This is a genomic window from Geodermatophilus sp. SYSU D00663 (genome assembly GCF_054050655.1).
The window spans coordinates 135,511-151,165 of sequence record NZ_JBJGZT010000007.1; the positions used below are offsets into that span (position 1 = coordinate 135,511).

Annotated in this window: 16 protein-coding genes; 3 read left to right on the plus strand and 13 right to left on the minus strand. The window is 77.4% G+C overall.

The features are described from left to right. The first annotated feature begins 12 nt into the window (after positions 1–12). A complete protein-coding gene (locus ACI79Z_RS07515) occupies positions 13–1,038 on the plus strand; it encodes an aldo/keto reductase (protein WP_387988922.1) in 1,026 nt (341 codons plus the stop codon). 25 nt (positions 1,039–1,063) lie between these two features. Here ACI79Z_RS07515 and ACI79Z_RS07520 read toward each other — a convergent pair whose 3' ends face one another. The 3 genes from ACI79Z_RS07520 to ACI79Z_RS07530 form a co-directional block, all read right to left on the minus strand. Further along, a complete protein-coding gene (locus tag ACI79Z_RS07520) occupies positions 1,064–1,399 on the minus strand; it encodes an HNH endonuclease signature motif containing protein (protein ID WP_456902208.1) in 336 nt (111 codons plus the stop codon). A gap of 27 nt (positions 1,400–1,426) precedes the next feature. After that, the gene (locus ACI79Z_RS07525) at positions 1,427–2,239 is read right to left on the minus strand and encodes a DUF222 domain-containing protein (RefSeq protein ID WP_456902209.1); all 813 of its coding nucleotides are present in this window, start codon (positions 2,237–2,239) and stop codon (positions 1,427–1,429) included. 89 nt (positions 2,240–2,328) lie between these two features. Then, on the minus strand, positions 2,329–3,501 hold the full coding sequence (locus tag ACI79Z_RS07530) for an MFS transporter (RefSeq protein WP_387988924.1): 1,173 nt from the start codon (positions 3,499–3,501) through the stop codon (positions 2,329–2,331). Positions 3,502–3,561: 60 nt separating this feature from the next. Between ACI79Z_RS07530 and ACI79Z_RS07535 the strand changes: the two genes are divergently transcribed. Then, the gene (locus ACI79Z_RS07535; RefSeq protein ID WP_387988925.1) at positions 3,562–4,047 is read left to right on the plus strand and encodes a cupin domain-containing protein; all 486 of its coding nucleotides are present in this window, start codon (positions 3,562–3,564) and stop codon (positions 4,045–4,047) included. Between the two features lie 37 nt (positions 4,048–4,084). On the opposite strand, the gene ACI79Z_RS07540 is transcribed toward ACI79Z_RS07535, so the two are convergent. The 7 genes from ACI79Z_RS07540 to ACI79Z_RS07570 all read right to left on the minus strand — a co-directional run bounded on the left by ACI79Z_RS07540 (position 4,085) and on the right by ACI79Z_RS07570 (position 10,661). Further along, positions 4,085–5,020, minus strand: a complete 936-nt coding sequence (locus ACI79Z_RS07540; RefSeq protein WP_456902210.1) for an alpha/beta hydrolase — start codon at positions 5,018–5,020, stop codon at positions 4,085–4,087. 77 nt (positions 5,021–5,097) lie between these two features. After that, entirely contained in the window at positions 5,098–5,946 is an 849-nt protein-coding gene (locus ACI79Z_RS07545; RefSeq protein ID WP_387988927.1) for an ABC transporter permease, read from the minus strand. Further along, a complete protein-coding gene (locus tag ACI79Z_RS07550) occupies positions 5,943–6,905 on the minus strand; it encodes an ABC transporter ATP-binding protein (RefSeq protein ID WP_387988928.1) in 963 nt (320 codons plus the stop codon). Before ACI79Z_RS07550 ends, ACI79Z_RS07545 begins: the two co-directional genes overlap by 4 nt. Continuing rightward, a complete protein-coding gene (locus ACI79Z_RS07555) occupies positions 6,902–7,996 on the minus strand; it encodes a hypothetical protein (RefSeq protein WP_456902211.1) in 1,095 nt (364 codons plus the stop codon). The genes ACI79Z_RS07550 and ACI79Z_RS07555 overlap by 4 nt, the downstream gene beginning before the upstream one ends. After that, positions 7,980–8,489 (minus strand): sigma-70 family RNA polymerase sigma factor, encoded by a 510-nt coding sequence (locus tag ACI79Z_RS07560; protein ID WP_456902212.1) that lies wholly within the window; start codon positions 8,487–8,489, stop codon positions 7,980–7,982. The genes ACI79Z_RS07555 and ACI79Z_RS07560 overlap by 17 nt, the downstream gene beginning before the upstream one ends. A gap of 169 nt (positions 8,490–8,658) precedes the next feature. Then, entirely contained in the window at positions 8,659–9,249 is a 591-nt protein-coding gene (locus tag ACI79Z_RS07565; RefSeq protein WP_456902213.1) for a TetR/AcrR family transcriptional regulator, read from the minus strand. After that, positions 9,249–10,661 carry an amidase gene (locus ACI79Z_RS07570; RefSeq protein ID WP_456902214.1) on the minus strand — a complete coding sequence of 471 codons (1,413 nt, stop codon included), beginning with the start codon at positions 10,659–10,661 and terminating at the stop codon, positions 9,249–9,251. The genes ACI79Z_RS07565 and ACI79Z_RS07570 overlap by 1 nt, the downstream gene beginning before the upstream one ends. A 136-nt stretch (positions 10,662–10,797) precedes the next feature. Between ACI79Z_RS07570 and ACI79Z_RS07575 the strand changes: the two genes are divergently transcribed. Then, on the plus strand, positions 10,798–12,000 hold the full coding sequence (locus ACI79Z_RS07575; protein ID WP_456902215.1) for a cation:proton antiporter: 1,203 nt from the start codon (positions 10,798–10,800) through the stop codon (positions 11,998–12,000). A gap of 10 nt (positions 12,001–12,010) precedes the next feature. Here ACI79Z_RS07575 and ACI79Z_RS07580 read toward each other — a convergent pair whose 3' ends face one another. From ACI79Z_RS07580 to ACI79Z_RS07590, 3 genes are all read right to left on the minus strand, one after another. Beyond that, positions 12,011–13,417, minus strand: a complete 1,407-nt coding sequence (locus tag ACI79Z_RS07580; RefSeq protein WP_456902216.1) for an ATP-binding protein — start codon at positions 13,415–13,417, stop codon at positions 12,011–12,013. 91 nt (positions 13,418–13,508) lie between these two features. Continuing rightward, entirely contained in the window at positions 13,509–14,837 is a 1,329-nt protein-coding gene (locus ACI79Z_RS07585; RefSeq protein WP_456902217.1) for an alpha-amylase family glycosyl hydrolase, read from the minus strand. Between the two features lie 82 nt (positions 14,838–14,919). After that, positions 14,920–15,516 (minus strand): hypothetical protein, encoded by a 597-nt coding sequence (locus ACI79Z_RS07590; RefSeq protein WP_456902218.1) that lies wholly within the window; start codon positions 15,514–15,516, stop codon positions 14,920–14,922. Positions 15,517–15,655 lie beyond the last annotated feature (139 nt).

Below are 15,655 nucleotides of genomic sequence, written 5' to 3' on the forward strand. Positions count from 1 at the left end.
CTTGCTGGACGCATGGACCTGCGCACCCTCGGCCGCAGCGGCTGTGCCGTCTCCTCGCTGGCGCTCGGCACGATGACCTTCGGCGCGGAGACGGACGAGGCGGGAGCGCACGAGCAGCTCGACGTGTTCGTCGAGGCGGGTGGCACGCTCGTCGACACCGCCGACGTCTACTCCGCCGGCGCGTCCGAGGAGATCGTGGGGCGCTGGCTGGCCTCGCGCCCGGCCGACGTCCGCGACCGCGTCGTCCTCGCCACCAAGGGCCGCTTCCCGATGGGCGAGGACGCCAACGCGCTGGGCACCTCCCGCCGGCACCTGCGCCGGGCGCTGCACGACTCGCTGCGCCGGCTCGGCGTGGACTCCGTCGACCTGTACCAGCTGCACGCGTGGGACCCGCTCACGCCGCTGGAGGAGACGCTGCGCTTCCTCGACGACGCCGTGTCCGCGGGCGAGATCGCCTACCCCGGACTGTCGAACTTCACCGGCTGGCAGGTGCAGCGGGCCGTCGACGTGGCCGAGCGCGCGCACCTCGCCGTGCCGGTGACCCTGCAGCCGTCGTACAGCCTGCTCGTGCGCGACGTCGAGGCCGAGATCGTGCCCGCCTGCCTGGCCAACGGCCTGGGCCTGCTGCCCTGGGGTCCGCTGGGCGGCGGGTGGCTGTCGGGCAAGTACACCCGGGACCAGCGGCCCACCGGGGCGACGCGGCTGGGCGAGGACCCGGCGCGCGGGATGGAGGCCTACGACCGGGTCGCCGCGCGGGAGCGCACGTGGGACGTGCTGTCGGCGGTGCAGGACGTCGCGGAGGCGCGCGGTGCGACGATGCCGCAGGTGGCGCTGGCCTGGCTGCTGGCCCGGCCGGGCGTCAGCTCGGTGATCCTCGGGGCCCGCACCACCGACCAGCTGCGCGGCAACCTGGGAGCCGCCGGACTCGTGCTGAGCGAGGAGGAGACCGCGCGGCTCGACGCCGTCAGCGACCCCGGTTGGTCCGACTACCCCTACGGCGAGGTCGGCGCGGAGCAGCGAAGCCGCTCGCTGGGCTGACACAGGCGCGCAGGCGCGAGGTACGTCAGGCGGCGGGCGCCAGCAGGGGTGCCGGGGTGGTGATCTCGGTGCCGTCGGGCCGCCAGGTGCGCCAGGTGCCGGTCGGTTGTCGTTCGACGCGGAAGCCGTGGTGGACCTTGGTGTGGTGGCGTTCGCACAGCAGGGCTGCGTTGTCGAGGCTGGTGTCGCCGCCGTCGATCCAGTGGACCAGGTGGTGGACGTCGCACCACCACGTCGGCGCCCCGCAGCCGGTGAACACGCACCCGCCGTCGCGCAGTTCGGCGGCGCGGCGGATGTGGCGGCTCATCAGCCGCCGCTCGCGGCCGAGGTCCAGTGGTGCGCCGTCGGGGCCGAAGACCACGCGGGAGATGGCGCCGTCGCAGGCCAGTCAGCGGGCTCTCGCGGCGGAGATGGTGGCGCCGAAGCCCATCCGCCCGGCGTTGGGACGCCCGGCCGGATCGACCAGGTCGTCGAGGTCGATGACGACGGCGATCTGTGGCCTGTGGCCGCGCAGCGTCGGCAGGGTCCCGGACGCCAGGGCGTTGTCGGCGAGCTGCACCAGCGCGTCGCCGAGGCGCTGGGCGCGGGTGCGCTCATCGCCGGCGGGGCGGTCGGCCTGCACGTGCGCCTCCAGGGCCGTCTGTAGCCTCTCCCCGCCCACGGCGTCCAGGTGCCCGCGGATCGTGAGGGAGCCGTCGGCGTGCCGGGCCAGCGTCAACGACCGCCCCTCGGTGGGGTCCGGTTCCGGTCCGTCGGGATCGAGGGCGTTGCAGTAGTGCTGCACCACCTGGGCGAGGTCGGCGTGCGACTGCTCGATCGCCACGCCGGTGAGCACCGCGTCGACCACCGCCAGGTCCACACGCTGGTCGGCGGCCGAGGCCAGCCGCTCGGGGGTCACCGCCCGCGCCGCGACGGCGACCTGCTCGGCGGACACGAGACCGGCGTCGTGCGCCTCGGCCAGCGCCGGCAGGTGCTCCAGCGCCCGCCCGGTGCGCACCAGCCGCGCGGCGGCGGCACCGGAGAGCCGGCAGTGCCCGCGCAGCCACGAGGCCATCGACGTCAGGCCGTCCCGCTCGGGCGCCTGGGACAGCTCCGCGGCACGGACCGCGCGGGCGAGGCGGGCGTCGATCCGGTTGCGCTCGGCGACCAGCGCGGCGACGTCGTCGAGGACGTCCCCGCCGCCCAGCCCACTCGAACACATGTACGAAGCTTACCCGATCAGGCACCCTCCCGCGCGGTGAATCCCCAGGTCAAACGCCTGTCCACGGATCGCATCCGAGGGTTGACATCTCACCCGCGGGCGGTGGACCGCAGCTCCCACCACAACCAGGCGGCGAGCGCGAGCGGCACCGCTACGAACGCCGCCAGCGCCGGGACGGTGCCGGACACCGAGCCCAGCCAGGCGAGCAGCAGCGGGGTGCCGAACCCGACGTAGGCGAAGGCGTAGAAGGCGCTGTTCATCGCCCCGCGGGTGTGCGGGGGCGCGAGCTGCGCGGTCAGCGTCAGCCCCGCGGTCAGGCACAGCCCCCCGCCGGCGCCCATCAGCGCCGACGCCGGCAGCAGCAGCGGCTCGAACGTGGTCGCCACCGCGACCACGCCGAGCGCGAGGCCGACGGCGCCGAGCGTCATCCCGAGCGGACCGCCGCCGCCCCCGGCCCGCCGCCCCAGCCGCGCCGCCACCGCGCTCGCCGCCAGCGCCAGCCCGCCCACCAGCCCGGCGTACGCCACGCCGACGCCGTCGGGCACCACCAGCAGCGGCAGCACGGTCGCCGCCACCGCGGGGAAGGCGAACACGCCCGTGGCGGTGGGCGCGAGCACCGCGCGGAACGGCCGCCGCGCCTCCGGCGGCAGGCCGAGGGTCATCAGCCGGCCCGGCCGGCGCTCCCGCACGGTCTCCGGCACGGTGAGCAGCGCGGCCAGCCCGACCAGCAGGACGGCGACGTGCACGAGGTAGGGCAGCGTCGTCGGCGCCGGGCCGTACTCGGCGAGCACCCCGCTCATGGCGGGCGCGATCGCGAAGCCCAGCGACGTCGACACCGCCCCGCGGGTGGCCGCCGACTGCTGCCCGCCGGGACCGGCCAGGTCCTGCAGCCACGCGTTGGCCACCGAGAACACGACGCCGGACACCGCGCCCTGCAGCAGCCGTCCCGCGTACAGCAGCGGTAGGTGCTCGGCCGCGGGCACGAACAACAGCGAGACGAGTCCCGCCAGCACCGCGAACGGGAGGACGACGGTGCGCCGGCCGAACCGGTCCGAGGCGGCGCCGGACACGGTCAGCGCGGCGATCAGGCCGATCGCGTAGCAGCCGAAGACGGCGGTGAGGTCGGCGTCGGACAGCCCGAGGGTGCGCCGGTAGACCAGCAGCAGCGGCGTGGGGACGTTGGTGCCCAGGGCGACGGTGAAGAGCCCGAACGTGAGGGCGTCCAGCCGCCGCCCGACCCGCTCCGTCGCAGCGTCCGGCACCCGGCGGACGCTACCGCTCCGCTGCGAGGATGGGCGCCGGCGACGAGAGGAGCCGGAGCCGTGTCCCTGCACCGCCACTACCCGCCCGACCTCTACCGCGGCACCACCGGGGAGGCCACCGCCTGGCTGCGCCGCGCCGACCAGCCCCCGGACACCGTCTCGGCCGCCGGCGTCACCTGCGAGTTCCTCGCCACCGGGGACCAGACGACCGGCCGGTTCGGCCTCTACCGGTGGACCTTCGGCGCCGACGCGTCCGGCCCCGGCCCGCACTTCCACCGCTCGATCTCCGAGCAGTTCTACGTCCTGCGCGGCGAGGTGGAGGTCTACGACGGGCGCAGCTGGGTCACCGCGGGCGCGGGCGACTTCCTCTACGTCCCCGAGGGCGGGATCCACGGGTTCCGCGGCGGCGACCACGCGTCGATGCTGCTGATGTTCGCGCCGGGCGGCCCGCGCGAGGAGTACTTCCGGACGCTCGCGCGGGGTGCGCAGATGACGCCGGAGGAGCGGGCGGAGTTCATGCTCCGCCACGACACGTACTGGGTCTGACGGGCCGGCCACCGCGGCGGGTGGCCGGCCCGCCGTCTCAGCCCCGGAGCAGCTCGCCGAAGCGCGCGCAGCTCTCGTCGATCGCGGCCTGCGCGGCCGGGGACCAGGCGCCCATGTCGAAGAAGCCGTGGACCATCCCGTCGTAGCGGCGCACGTCGGCCTGCACGCCCGCGGCCTCGAGCGCCTCGCCGTAGGCCTCGCCCTCGTCGCGCAGCGGGTCGAACTCGGCGGTGACCACGAGCGCCGGCGGCAGGCCGGCCAGGTCGGCGGCGTGCAGCGGGGACAGCCGCGGGTCGCGGGCGTCCTCCCAGGTCCCGGCGTAGTGGCCGTGGAACCAGTCCATCGTGTCCCGCTCGAGGAAGTAGCCCTTCCCGTTCTCCACCCGGGACGGGTACTCGCCGGCGACGTCGACCGACGGGTAGACCAGGAACTGGGCGGCGACCTTCGTGCCGTCGTCGCGGAGGACCTGGGCGACGACGGCGGCCAGGTTGCCGCCGGCGCTGTCGCCGGCGAGCCCGAGCCGGGAGTCGCCGCCGAGTTCGTCCAGGTGCTGCGCCACCCAGCGCGCCGCGGCGACGGCGTCCTCGGCGGCGGCCGGGAACGGGTGCTCGGGGGCGAGCCGGTAGTCGACGGCGACCACCACGGCCCCGGCGCCGCGGCAGACGTTGCGGGCCATGTTGTCGTGGGTGTCGAGGTCGCCGATCACCCAGCCGCCGCCGTGGAAGAACACGACCGTGGGGAACGGCCCCTCGCCCTCGGGCCGGTACACCCGCGCCCGCAGGTCGCCCTCGGCGCCGGGGACGGTGCGGTCCTCGGTGCTCGCCACCGGCACCACGTGCTCGGGCGAGCGCGCGCCGTGCGTGAGCGCCAGGTACTGGGCGCGGCCGGCCTCGGGCGTGCCCTCCCACATGGGCGGCGCGCCGGACTGCGCGAGCATGGACAGCAGGGCGGAGATGTGCGGGTCGACCGGCACGGGGCAACTCCAGACGGCGTCGTCGGGCGGGGCGGGGCCGTGTGACCCCGGCCACGGACGGTACCGAGCCGGGACGGCTACAGGTCCCGGCGGGAGAACGCCATCCCCGCGAGCCCCAGGACGACGGCGACCCACAGCGCCGCCCACGCCAGGTAGGTGGCGGTGAGCGGGGCCTCGCCGAAGAACGGCGACCCGCCGAGCTCGGTGAACTGCCCGACCAGCGTCGGGTCCTGGAAGGCGTTCATCGCCCCGCGCCACAGCCCGTCGGTGGGCAGCAGCATCCGCGACACCGCGCCCACCCGCGCGACGCCCTCGTTGCCCAGCGCGTCGCCGATCCCGCCGACGACGCCCGCGATCCAGGTGGCGCCGAACAGGCCGACCGCCACCACGCCCGAGGCCATCGGCGAGATGACCGTGGACAGCAGCAGGGCCAGGGTGAGCAGCACCGCGGTCTGCGCGGCGAGCAGCGCGAGCCCCACCAGCGGCCGGGGCGGCCAGTACCCGACCGTTCCCTGGACGACGACGAACTGCGCGAGCCCCGCCAGCGCGACGAACGCGCTGCCGAACGCCACCAGCCCCAGCCACTTGCCGACCAGCACCGCCGAGCGGCGGACCGGCCGCGCCAGCACCGCCAGCGCCGCCCCGGACTCCACCTCCCCGGAGACGGTCGGGCCGGCGAGGAACGCCGTCCCGAGCGCGGCGATGAGGCTGTAGCCGAACATCACCAGGTTGAGCACGGTCGACGCCGCGATCCGCGCCTCCCCGCTGGTCAGCCCCCCGAACTCGGCGTCCAGCCGGGCGAAGCCCCACGCGGACAGCCCGAGCAGCGCCAGCGTGAGCACCGCGAGGGAGCGCAGCACCTTCCGCCGCGCGGCCTCGCGCAGGGTCAGGCCGGCGATCGTCAGCACGACGCGGGCGGTGCTCACGACTGGGCCGCCTGACCCGAGCGGAGGACGTCGAGCAGCCGCTCCTCCAGGCTGATCCGCCCCGGCTCCACCGCGTGCACCCGGACGCCGAGCGCGACCAGGTCGGCGACCAGCGCCGGCACCACGGCGTCGGCGTCCTCGGGCAGCGTGACGGTGAACCGGTCGCCGCTGCGGGTCAGCCGGCCGGTGGCGGCCAGCCGCGCCTCGGCGCGGGCGTCGACGCCGTCGAGCCGCAGCCGCACCTCCCGCTGCCCGAGCAGCTCGGCCAGCGTCCCGGCCGCCGCGACCCGCCCCCGGTCGAGGATGACCACGCGGTCGCAGACCCGCTCCACCTCGCCGATCAGGTGCGAGTTGAGCAGCACCGCGACGCCGCGCTCGCGCAGCGACAGCACGACGTCGCGGACGTCCACGCGGCCGAGCGGGTCCAGCGCGCTGGTCGGCTCGTCGAGCACCACCAGCTCCGGGCGCGCCACCAGCGCCACGGCCAGCCCCAGCCGCTGCTGCATGCCCTTGGAGAAGCCGCCCACCCGGTCGCCGGCGCGGTCGGCCAGGCCGACCAGCGCCAGGACGTCGCGCTGCTCGGCCCCCGGCACCGCCGCGCCGGACAGCCGCACGTGCAGGGCCAGCACCTCCGCCGCGCTGAGCCACGGCTGGTAGCGGAACAGCTCGGGCAGGTAGCCGACGCGGGCCCGGGCCTGCGGGTCGCGCGCCGGGCGCCCGAGCAGCAGCACCTCGCCGGCGTCGGGCCGGACGAGGCCGAGCAGCATCTTGATGACGCTGGTCTTGCCCGCGCCGTTGGGCCCGAGCAGCCCGAGCACCTCGCCGCGGCCGACGGTGAAGGACACACCGTCGACCGCGGTCCGCCGTCCGTACCGCTTGCGCAGCCCCTGGCACCAGACCGCCGGCGACGGCGGCAGCTCGGCCAGCAGCCGTTCCGCGGCGGCGGTCGGGGAGGTCACTCCGACAGACCCCGCGCGACGGCGAGCACCTCGTCGGCGCCCAGCGACCCGGCCACCGCGGTGACGACGCCGTCGGTCACCCACACCACGCCGGCCACCGAGCCGTCCCGCGAGGTGAGCACCGTGGCCTCCTCGCCGTCGACGTCGGCGGTCGAGCTGGTCGCCAGCCCGGCCGGCACCGGCAGCGGCAGCGTCGTGCCGTCGCCGGAGAAGGACCGCAGCTGGGCGGCGAGGTCCTCGGGCAGGCCGGGCAGCGACAGCAGGTAGTCGCGGGCGGTCCCGAACGGGATGCCCGAGGACTCGGCGGTGGGGGCGACGACCCGGGCGACGACCAGGCCGGGCGCGCCGCTGCCGCTGGTCCAGACCGCGGCGACGCCGGGACCGGCGGTCAGCCGGAACCGGCCGCCGTCGAGACCGGCCGGCGGGGGCGGCAGCGTCTCCCCGGACGCCGCGGCCGCCTGCGCCGCCCGCTCGGCGGAGAAGGTGAACTCCACGGCCGCCCGGTCACCGACCTGGTAGGACGGGTCGCCGCCCACGCCACCGGGGAGCTCGTCGACCCGCGGGACGGCGAGCCCGGTGACGTCCTCCGCGGCGGCGGCATCAGACACCGGGCGGACGTCGGGCTCCTCCAGCACCTGCGCGGTGCCGTAGGCGGACAGGTCGGGCAGCGCCACCAGGTCGGCCTGGGTGACCGTGACCGGCGCGATCTCCTCGGTGCGGAAGACCTGCAGCCAGTCCGCGGCGGCGGCCGCGCCGCCGCCGGCCAGCAGCGCGACCACGCCGACGGCGGCCACGAGCGGGCTGCGCAGCCGGGCGCGCCGGCGGCGGGCCGGGTCGGGGGCGGCCGCGCGGCGGCGCTCGTCCAGGGCGACCGCGGACGACAGGCGGTGCCAGGCGGCCCCGGTGTCGGGGGCGGTGTCGGCGGCGGTGTCCGGGGACAGGGCCGCGGAGACGGCGGTGGCGTCGCGCTGGGCGGCGGCCAGGCCGGTCAGGCACGTGGCGCAGCCGGCGACGTGCTCGCGGTCGGCGTCGGGGACACCGGCCGGCTCGTCCACGAGCCGGCGCAGCGTGCCCTCAGTCGGATGACGCATGGCGGGTCAACTCCTCGCGCAGGGCGGACTCGGCGCGTCGCACGGTCGTGCCGACGCTGCCGGGGGACAGGTCGAGGGCGGCCGCGACCTCGGCGTAGCTGAGGCCGCTGTGCCGCAGGACGAGCGCGACGGCCTGGCGGCGGGGGAGCCGGGCCAGGGCCGCCCGCACGCGGCGGCGCTCGTCGAGGGTGACGACGTCGTCGGCGACGTCGGGCACCGCGGGGTCGGGGCCGCCGGCCGCCTCCTCGCGGGTGGCGCGGCGGCGGCCGGAGCGGAGGTGGTTCAGGGCGGTGTGGGCCGCGGCGACCGAGAGCCAGCCCGGCGCCTCGCCGGCCGGCACCGTGGTGCGGGCGAAGGAGAGGAACACCTCCTGGGCGACGTCCTCGGCGCCGTCCCGGGAACCGAGCACCCGGGCGGCGACGCCGACCACGCGCGGGTAGGAGACGCGGAAGACCTGCTCGAGGTCGGCGCGGACCGCTCCCCGTCCCGACACGGCCCCGCCGTCCTCCCGATCCGCCCGGCCCACCCGCCGGCTCCGGCCGGCCCGGGACAGGACGGCCGGCACGGCGGCCGCCGGTGCGGGGACACCGTGCCTCATCGCGCTCACGTCCAGGGAGCACCGCCGCGCCCGCGGATGTGACACGGCGGCTCCGGGACCGGGCTCAGGTGTCCTGACGGAGGTGGGCGACGAGCCCGTCGAGACCGGGGAGCTGGTAGCTCCAGAAGCCGCCGACGAGGGCGCGGCCGTGGTCCCGGTCGCGCGCCGTCCGCAGGATGCGGGCCAGCGCGCGGCGGGTGTTGTCGAAGACGAGGTCGAGGACCTCCCGCTGCTCGGGGGTCGGCCGCCGGCCGAGGGAGCGCTCGGCGTGGCCGACCAGGCGCCGGACGAAGGCGGCGGGGTAGCCGGCGAACGGCGTCCCCTCCGCGCGGTCGAGCAGCACGGCGACGGCGAGGGGGTGGTCGAGCCAGAAGCCGAGGAGCTCGTCGGCCGGGGCGCCGTGGGCGGATCCCTCGGCCAGGGCCGCGACCCGGGTGTCGAGCAGCCGGTCGTGGCGGGCCGGCAGGTCCGGCGGCACCACCGCGTCGAACAGTGCCTGCTTGGAGCCGAAGTACCGGTACACGTTCCCCGGGGCGGTGCCGGCCAGGTGCCCGATCGCGGCGACCGAGGTGCCGGGGTAGCCGTCCTCGGCGAAGCAGCGCAGGGCGGCGTCCTCGATCCGCGCGCGCACCTCCGGCTTGAGGACCTGGGCCATCACCGCGCTCCCGGAGCGGCCGGCTCCGGTGGCCGGACGTCGGCCCACGGGGCGGCGCCCTCGAGCTCGAGGGCGAGCTCCAGCAGCATCCGGTCGGCACCGGGCCGGGCGGCGAAGTGGATGCCGACCGGCAGCCCGTCGTGCCGGCCGAGGGGGACCGACATCCCCGGGCACCCCGCGACGTTGTGGATCGGCGTGTACCCGACGGCCTCCTCGGTGCGGCGGATCAGCGTCTCCCGGCCCGCGGACGGGGACAGGTGCCCGACCGGCCAGGAGGTGCGGGCGAGCGTCGGGCTGAGGACGACGTCGCAGTGCTCGAACAGGCCGAGGTAGGCGCGGGTGGCGTCCGCGAACGCGCGCCCGGCCCGCGCCGGCCCGTCCGGGCCGAGCGACGAGGCCCAGTCGATCAGCTCGAGGGTGAACGGCTCCAGCTCGTCCGGGCCCGGTGGCCGCCCGAGCAGCGGGACGGCCGCGCGGGCGACCTGGGCCATGGTCAGGGCGGCGGCCGTGAAGAAGCCCCGGCTCAGCTCGGGGCCGTCGACCTCCGGCGCCGGAGCGACGTCCACGACGTGCCCGAGCGACGCGCACAGCGCGGCCGCCCGGTCGAGTTCGTGACGGACGGCCCGGTCGGGCTGCTCCCCGAGCAGCGTGGGCGCCAGCACCGCGATCCGCAGCCGGTCGGCCGGCGGCCCGGTCACCCGGCCGACCGGTGGGTGCACCGCCCCGGGGCCGCGGCGCTCGGTGACCGCGAGGAAGGCCGCGCTGTCGCGGACGGACCGGGTGACGACGTGCTCGACGAGCAGGGCGCCCAGTCCGGGCGCCTCCGGGCCGGTCGGCTCGCACCGCCGGTTCGACGGCTTGAACCCGAAGACGCCGGTCAGCGCGGCCGGGACGCGGAGCGAGCCGCCGGCGTCGCTGCCGTGCGCCATGGGGAGGACACCAGCGGCGACCAGCGCGGCGGAGCCGCCCGAGGACCCGCCCGCGGACAGGCCCGCCCGCCAGGGGTTGGCCGTCACGCCGTGCAGCGCCGTCTCGGTGCTGCCCAGCAGTCCGAACTCGGAGCTGGTCGTCGAGGCGACCACCTGCACTCCGGCCTCCCGGACGGCCGTGGTGTAGGGCGAGTGGCCGGGTGCGGGAGCGGTGGCCGTGAGGCGGGAGCCCATGGTCCAGGGCAGCCCGGGCCATGCGAGCAGCTCCTTGACCGCGAACGGCACGCCGGCGAGGGGACCCCGTGCGGTCCCCTCGCCGGGCGCGGGGGCGGCCGGGGCGGCGACCGCGTTGAGGTCGCTCCGCTCGGCCAGCAGACGGCGGGCCGCCTCGGCCAGCTCGGCGGCGGTGACCTCGCCGTCGCGCACGAGGCGGGCCGTGTCGAGGGCGTCCCAGCAGCGGTACTCGGTCAGCGACAGCGTCACGGGGCCAATCGTGAACGCATCGTTCGCGTTTGACAACCGGCCGGCGACCGGCGCCGTCGGCAGGGGCGCCGGGACGCTTCCCCGCGGGCGGGAGCGCGCGGGAGGATCGGCCGGCACCCGGGCGAGGGGAGTACGGGTGGACGACGTCGTGGTGATCGACACCCTGGCCGCGGTCACGGCCGTCTCCGTGCTCGCCGCCGTCCTCGTCGGGCTGTTCCCGCGGCTGCCGGTGCCCCAGGTGGTGCTGCTGCTCGCCGGCGGGATGCTGCTGGGCCCCTCCGCACTGGACGTCGGCACGGCGCAGGACGTGCGGGTGCTCGCCGACGTCGGGCTGGGCTTCGTCTTCCTGCTCGCCGGCTACGAGCTCGACCCGCGGCTGTTCCGGGAGGACGCCGGCCGCCGGGCGCTGCTCGGCTGGACGGTGTCCCTGCTGCTGGCGCTCGGCGTCGTGGGCCTGCTGCACGCCGGGGGCGTCGTGGAGGCGTTCCTCCCGGTGGCGCTGGGGCTGACCACCACCGCCCTGGGGACGCTGCTGCCGGTGCTGCGGGAGAAGGGGCTGCTCGCCGGCCGGCTCGGGCGGTACCTGCTGGCCGCGGGCGGCGTCGGGGAGCTGCTGCCCGTCCTCGCGATCGCGGTGTTCCTGGGCAGCCAGGGCCGGGTCGCCGCGCTCGTGTCGCTGGGCGCGGTCGCCGCGCTCGCCCTCGCCCTCGGCCTGCTGCGCCGCGGCGTCCGGGACGGCAGCCGGCTGGCCCGGGCCGTCGTCGCGGGCCAGGACGCGACCGCGCAGATCACCCTGCGCGCCACCGTGCTGCTGCTGATCACGCTCATCGCGGTCACCGAGCAGTTCCACCTGGACGCGGTGCTCGGGGCCTTCCTCGCGGGGATGGTGCTGCGGCGGTGGGTCGGCGGGGCCGCGCCCCAGCTGGAGGCGAAGCTCGACGCGGTCGGCTACGGCTTCTTCGTGCCGGTGTTCTTCGTGGCGTCGGGCATGGCGCTGGACCTCGGCTCGATCGCCGACGCGCCGCTGCGGCTGGTGCTGTTCTTCGTGCTCATGCTCGCCGTCCGGGGCGGCCCGGCGCTGCTGGTCTACCGCCGGGTGCTGCCGCTGCGGCAGCGCGCGCAGACCGCCCTGGTCAGCGCCACCGCGCTGCCGGTGCTGGTCGCGCTCACCGAGATCGGCCTGCGCAGCGGCCACATGCTGCCGGAGAACGCCGCCGCGCTGGTCGGCGCCGGCGTGGTCACCGTGCTGCTGTTCCCGGCCCTGGCCGTCGCCCTGGACCGGCGGCCGGCCACCCCGGCGCCCGTCCCGGCCGCCGGGGGCCCGGCAGGCCCTGCGTGAGACACCCGGGTCAGTGACGTCCGGGACGCCGGACCGGCAGGCGCACCCGGAGCACCGTCTCGCCGGGCCGCAGGTCGACGTCGATGTCCCCGCCGTGCCGGTCGACGATCCGCCGGGAGATGTCCAGCCCCAGGCCGGTGCCCTCGCCGACGCCGCGCGTCGTGAAGAACGGGTCGAAGGCGTGCGCCCGGACCTCCGGGGTCATCCCGGCGCCGGTGTCGCCGACCTCCACCACCACCGCGTCCCGGTCCACCCGCGTGGACACCCGCAGCGTCCCGCGGTCGCCCATCGCGTGCAGGGCGTTGTCGACCAGGTGGGTCCACACCTGGTTGAGCTCGGCGGCGCGCGCCTCGATGCGCGGCACGCCGGGTGCGTGGTCCCGGACGACGGTCACGCCCGGCGGCACCCGCGGGGCGAGCATCGCCAGGGTGCTCTCCAGGCCCTCGGCCAGGTCGGTCTCCCGCACGGCGGCCCGGTCGAGCTGGGAGTAGGACCGCACCGCCGCCACCAGGTCGGAGATGCGGCGGGCGGACTCCTTGACCTCCGCCAGCAGCCCGCTCGCCTCCAGGCTGCTCGCCACCCACTCCAGCGCGGGCTCGAGCCGGTCGGCCCCGACGACGCCGGCCACCCGCTCGCCCCAGGCGACGTCGGCGCCCGCCCCGCTGAGCGCGGGGGCCAGCGTCCACCCGTGCGCCACCCCCTGCCGGGACAGCCAGTCGGCGAGGGCGTCCTCCCGGTCGGCGACCTCCAGCGGGTCCCCGCCTGGCCGGGGCCCCAGCTCCTGGCGGAGGGTGTCCAGCCGGGTGAACTCGTCGCCGGCGACCGGGGCGGCGGCCAGCCGGCGCAGCGACGACAGCATCGCCGCGTGGGCCTCGGTCAGCGCGTCGACCGCCCGGGTCGCGGCCGCGGCCGGGTTGTTCAGCTCGTGCGCGAGACCGGCGGCCAGCGTCCCGAGCGCGGCCAGGGCCTCCCGCTGACGGGCCATCGTCTCGTAGTTGCGCGCCGACCGGGACACGCCCTCGGTCAGGTACAGCCCCAGCGGGAAGCGGCTGGCCCACAGCTCCCGCAGCGCCGCGGCCGGCACCCGCAGCACCCGCCCGTCCGACGCCGCCCGGCCGGTGGCGAGGTAGGCGCCGTGCTCGTCCCACGCGCGGAAGCCGCCGGCCCAGCGGCCGGGCACGTCCATGACCCCGAGCCGGGTCTCCTCCGACCCCAGGTGGCGGACCAGGTCGATGCTGCCCTCCAGGAGCACCCACCAGGACTCCGCGGGGGCGTTCTCCACGAACAGGACGTCGCCGTCGGTGAAGGACACCTCGGTGCCGACGGCGGCCAGGGTTCGCAGCTGGTCGTCGTCGGTGCCGGCGAACAGCCCGATCCCGCGCAGGGCGGGGACGGCGGGGCCGGTGGTCTCGGTCATCCGGGCGACCTCCTGCCTCCCGGTCTCCCCGGGCGTGCCCGGAGCATGCCGGGCCCGCCGGGGCCCCGACAGGCCCCCGGGCGCGGCGACCTCAGCCGGTGAGGACCGCCCAGCCGTGCGCGGGCAGCTCCACCCCGCCCCGCCCGTCCCGACCGCGGCCGACGGTCGCCGCGCCGGCGAGGACGGCCCCCGCCCCGGGAGCGGGCACGCGCACCGCGGCGTCGGCGAGGTTGAGCGCGACCAGCAGCCGCTGCCCGTCCCCGGCGACGGCGTACACCAGCTGCTCGTTGGCCACGTGCACCTGCCCGGGCGCCGCGGTGTGCAGCCAGCGGTGCCGGCGGCGCAGGCCGACCAGCTCCCGGTGCAGCGCGAACGTCGGCGCGCCGAGCGGCGAGAGCCCGGACGGGTCGGCGGGGAACGGCGGCCGGACGGCGTCGTCGCCCCCGGCGCGGTGCTCCTTCACCCCGCGGAAGGCGTGCTCGTCGCCGGACCACACCGCCGGCGTCCCGCCCACGGTGAACAGCACCGCGAGCGCGTGGGGGAGGTGCCGGACGTCGGGCAGCTGGCTGGCGATGCGGGTGACGTCGTGGTTGCCGACGAACGTCCACGGCACGAAGGAGCGCAGGAAGCCGGCGTGCCGCTGCAGCGACCAGGCCAGCTCGAACAGGTTGCGCTCGGCGATCCCGTGCCAGACCGCCTGCCACAGCTCGTACTGGGTGACCGCGTCCAGCCCGCCCTCGGCCACGAGCCGCGGGTAGTCGCCGTGGATGACCTCGCCGACGACGTAGGCCTGCGGGTGGCGGGCGCGCACGGCGGGCAGGACCCGCGCCCAGAACGAGGGCGGCACGGCGTAGGCGGCGTCCAGGCGCCAGCCGTCGGCGCCGCGGTCGAGCCAGTGCGTCATCACGCGGGTGACCAGGTCGGCGACGGCGGGGGAGGAGTGGTCGAGCTCGACGAGCAGGTCGTGGCCCTCGAAGACGTCGGCGCCCGGTGCGGTGCCCGGCGTCCAGTCCGGCGGCCAGTGGAGCCGGAACCAGTCCGCCGTCGGGGCGTCGCGCCCCTGCTCGACGACGGCGCGGAACGCGGGGTGGTCGCGGCCCACGTGGTTGAACACGCCGTCGAGCAGCACCCGGACGCCGCGCTCGTGCGCCGCGGCGAGCAGCGCGTCGAGGTCGGCGTCGTCACCCAGGCGCGGGTCGACGCGGAAGTGGTCGACGGTGTCGTAGCCGTGGGTGCCGCTGGCGAACACCGGCCCGAGCGCCAGGCCGTTGCAGCCCAGTGCCAGCAGGTGGTCCAGCCAGCGCTGCAGGTGGGGCAGCCGGTGCCGCAGCTCCCCGGGCGGGAGGGCGGCCGGCTCCGCGCCGGTGAAGGACAGGGGGTGCACCTGCCACCAGATCGCGTCGGTCACCCAGTCCGGCACGTCGCTCCTCCCGCGGTCGGCGGCCCCAGGCGGGGCCCCCGCCACCCTCCCCGAGCGGGCGCGCCCCCGCAGGCCGGGCGGCTCAGCCGCGGGCGCCGCGCCCCCCGGTGGCACGGACGAGCAGGTCGGCGGCCGGCGTCCGGCCGAGCTCGGCGAGCAGGTCCGCGGCCTCCTCGTCGAGGCGGACGGCCAGCCGGGCGCGGCCGGTCCACGTGCCGCGCTGCCGCAGGAGGGCCCGGCCCAGCGACCACGCCCGGAACTCGGCGACCAGGCCGCGCGCGTCCCCCGGCGGCGTGACCGCGACCCGCCCGCGGGCCCGCCGCAGGGCCTCGTCCCGGTCCAGCACGGCCGCGACGTCACCGGGCAGGTCGGGCCGGGCCGCGACCGCCGCCCGCACGTGCACCAGCGGCGTCGCCGCCACCTCACCGAGCCCGGCGGCGGGACCGGCGAGCGCGGCGGCCAGCAGGCCCGCGGCGGGGGAGGCGTCGTCCAGGACGGACCGGACCAGCCGCACGACCTGGCCGGCCGCCCAGGGGGAGGCGTCCTCGGTGTGCTCGGTGACCGCGAGCACCAGCGCGGTGGCGGCGACGTCGTCCCCGCGCCAGAGCCCGTGCCGGCCGGCCCACTCCCAGGGGTCCTCGGCGGGGTACCAGCGGTGGGAGGGGCGGTGCGGCGTCACCCCGTCCCATCGGCCGCCCGGTGAGGGGAGCTGGAGCCCCCGGCGGCGCCGGTCCCCCGGTCGTGGGAGGGGACGGGCATGTACCGGGCCCTCGGCCGCACGATCCGCCGGGAGAGGGCGCCGGTGACCTTCGGCTCTG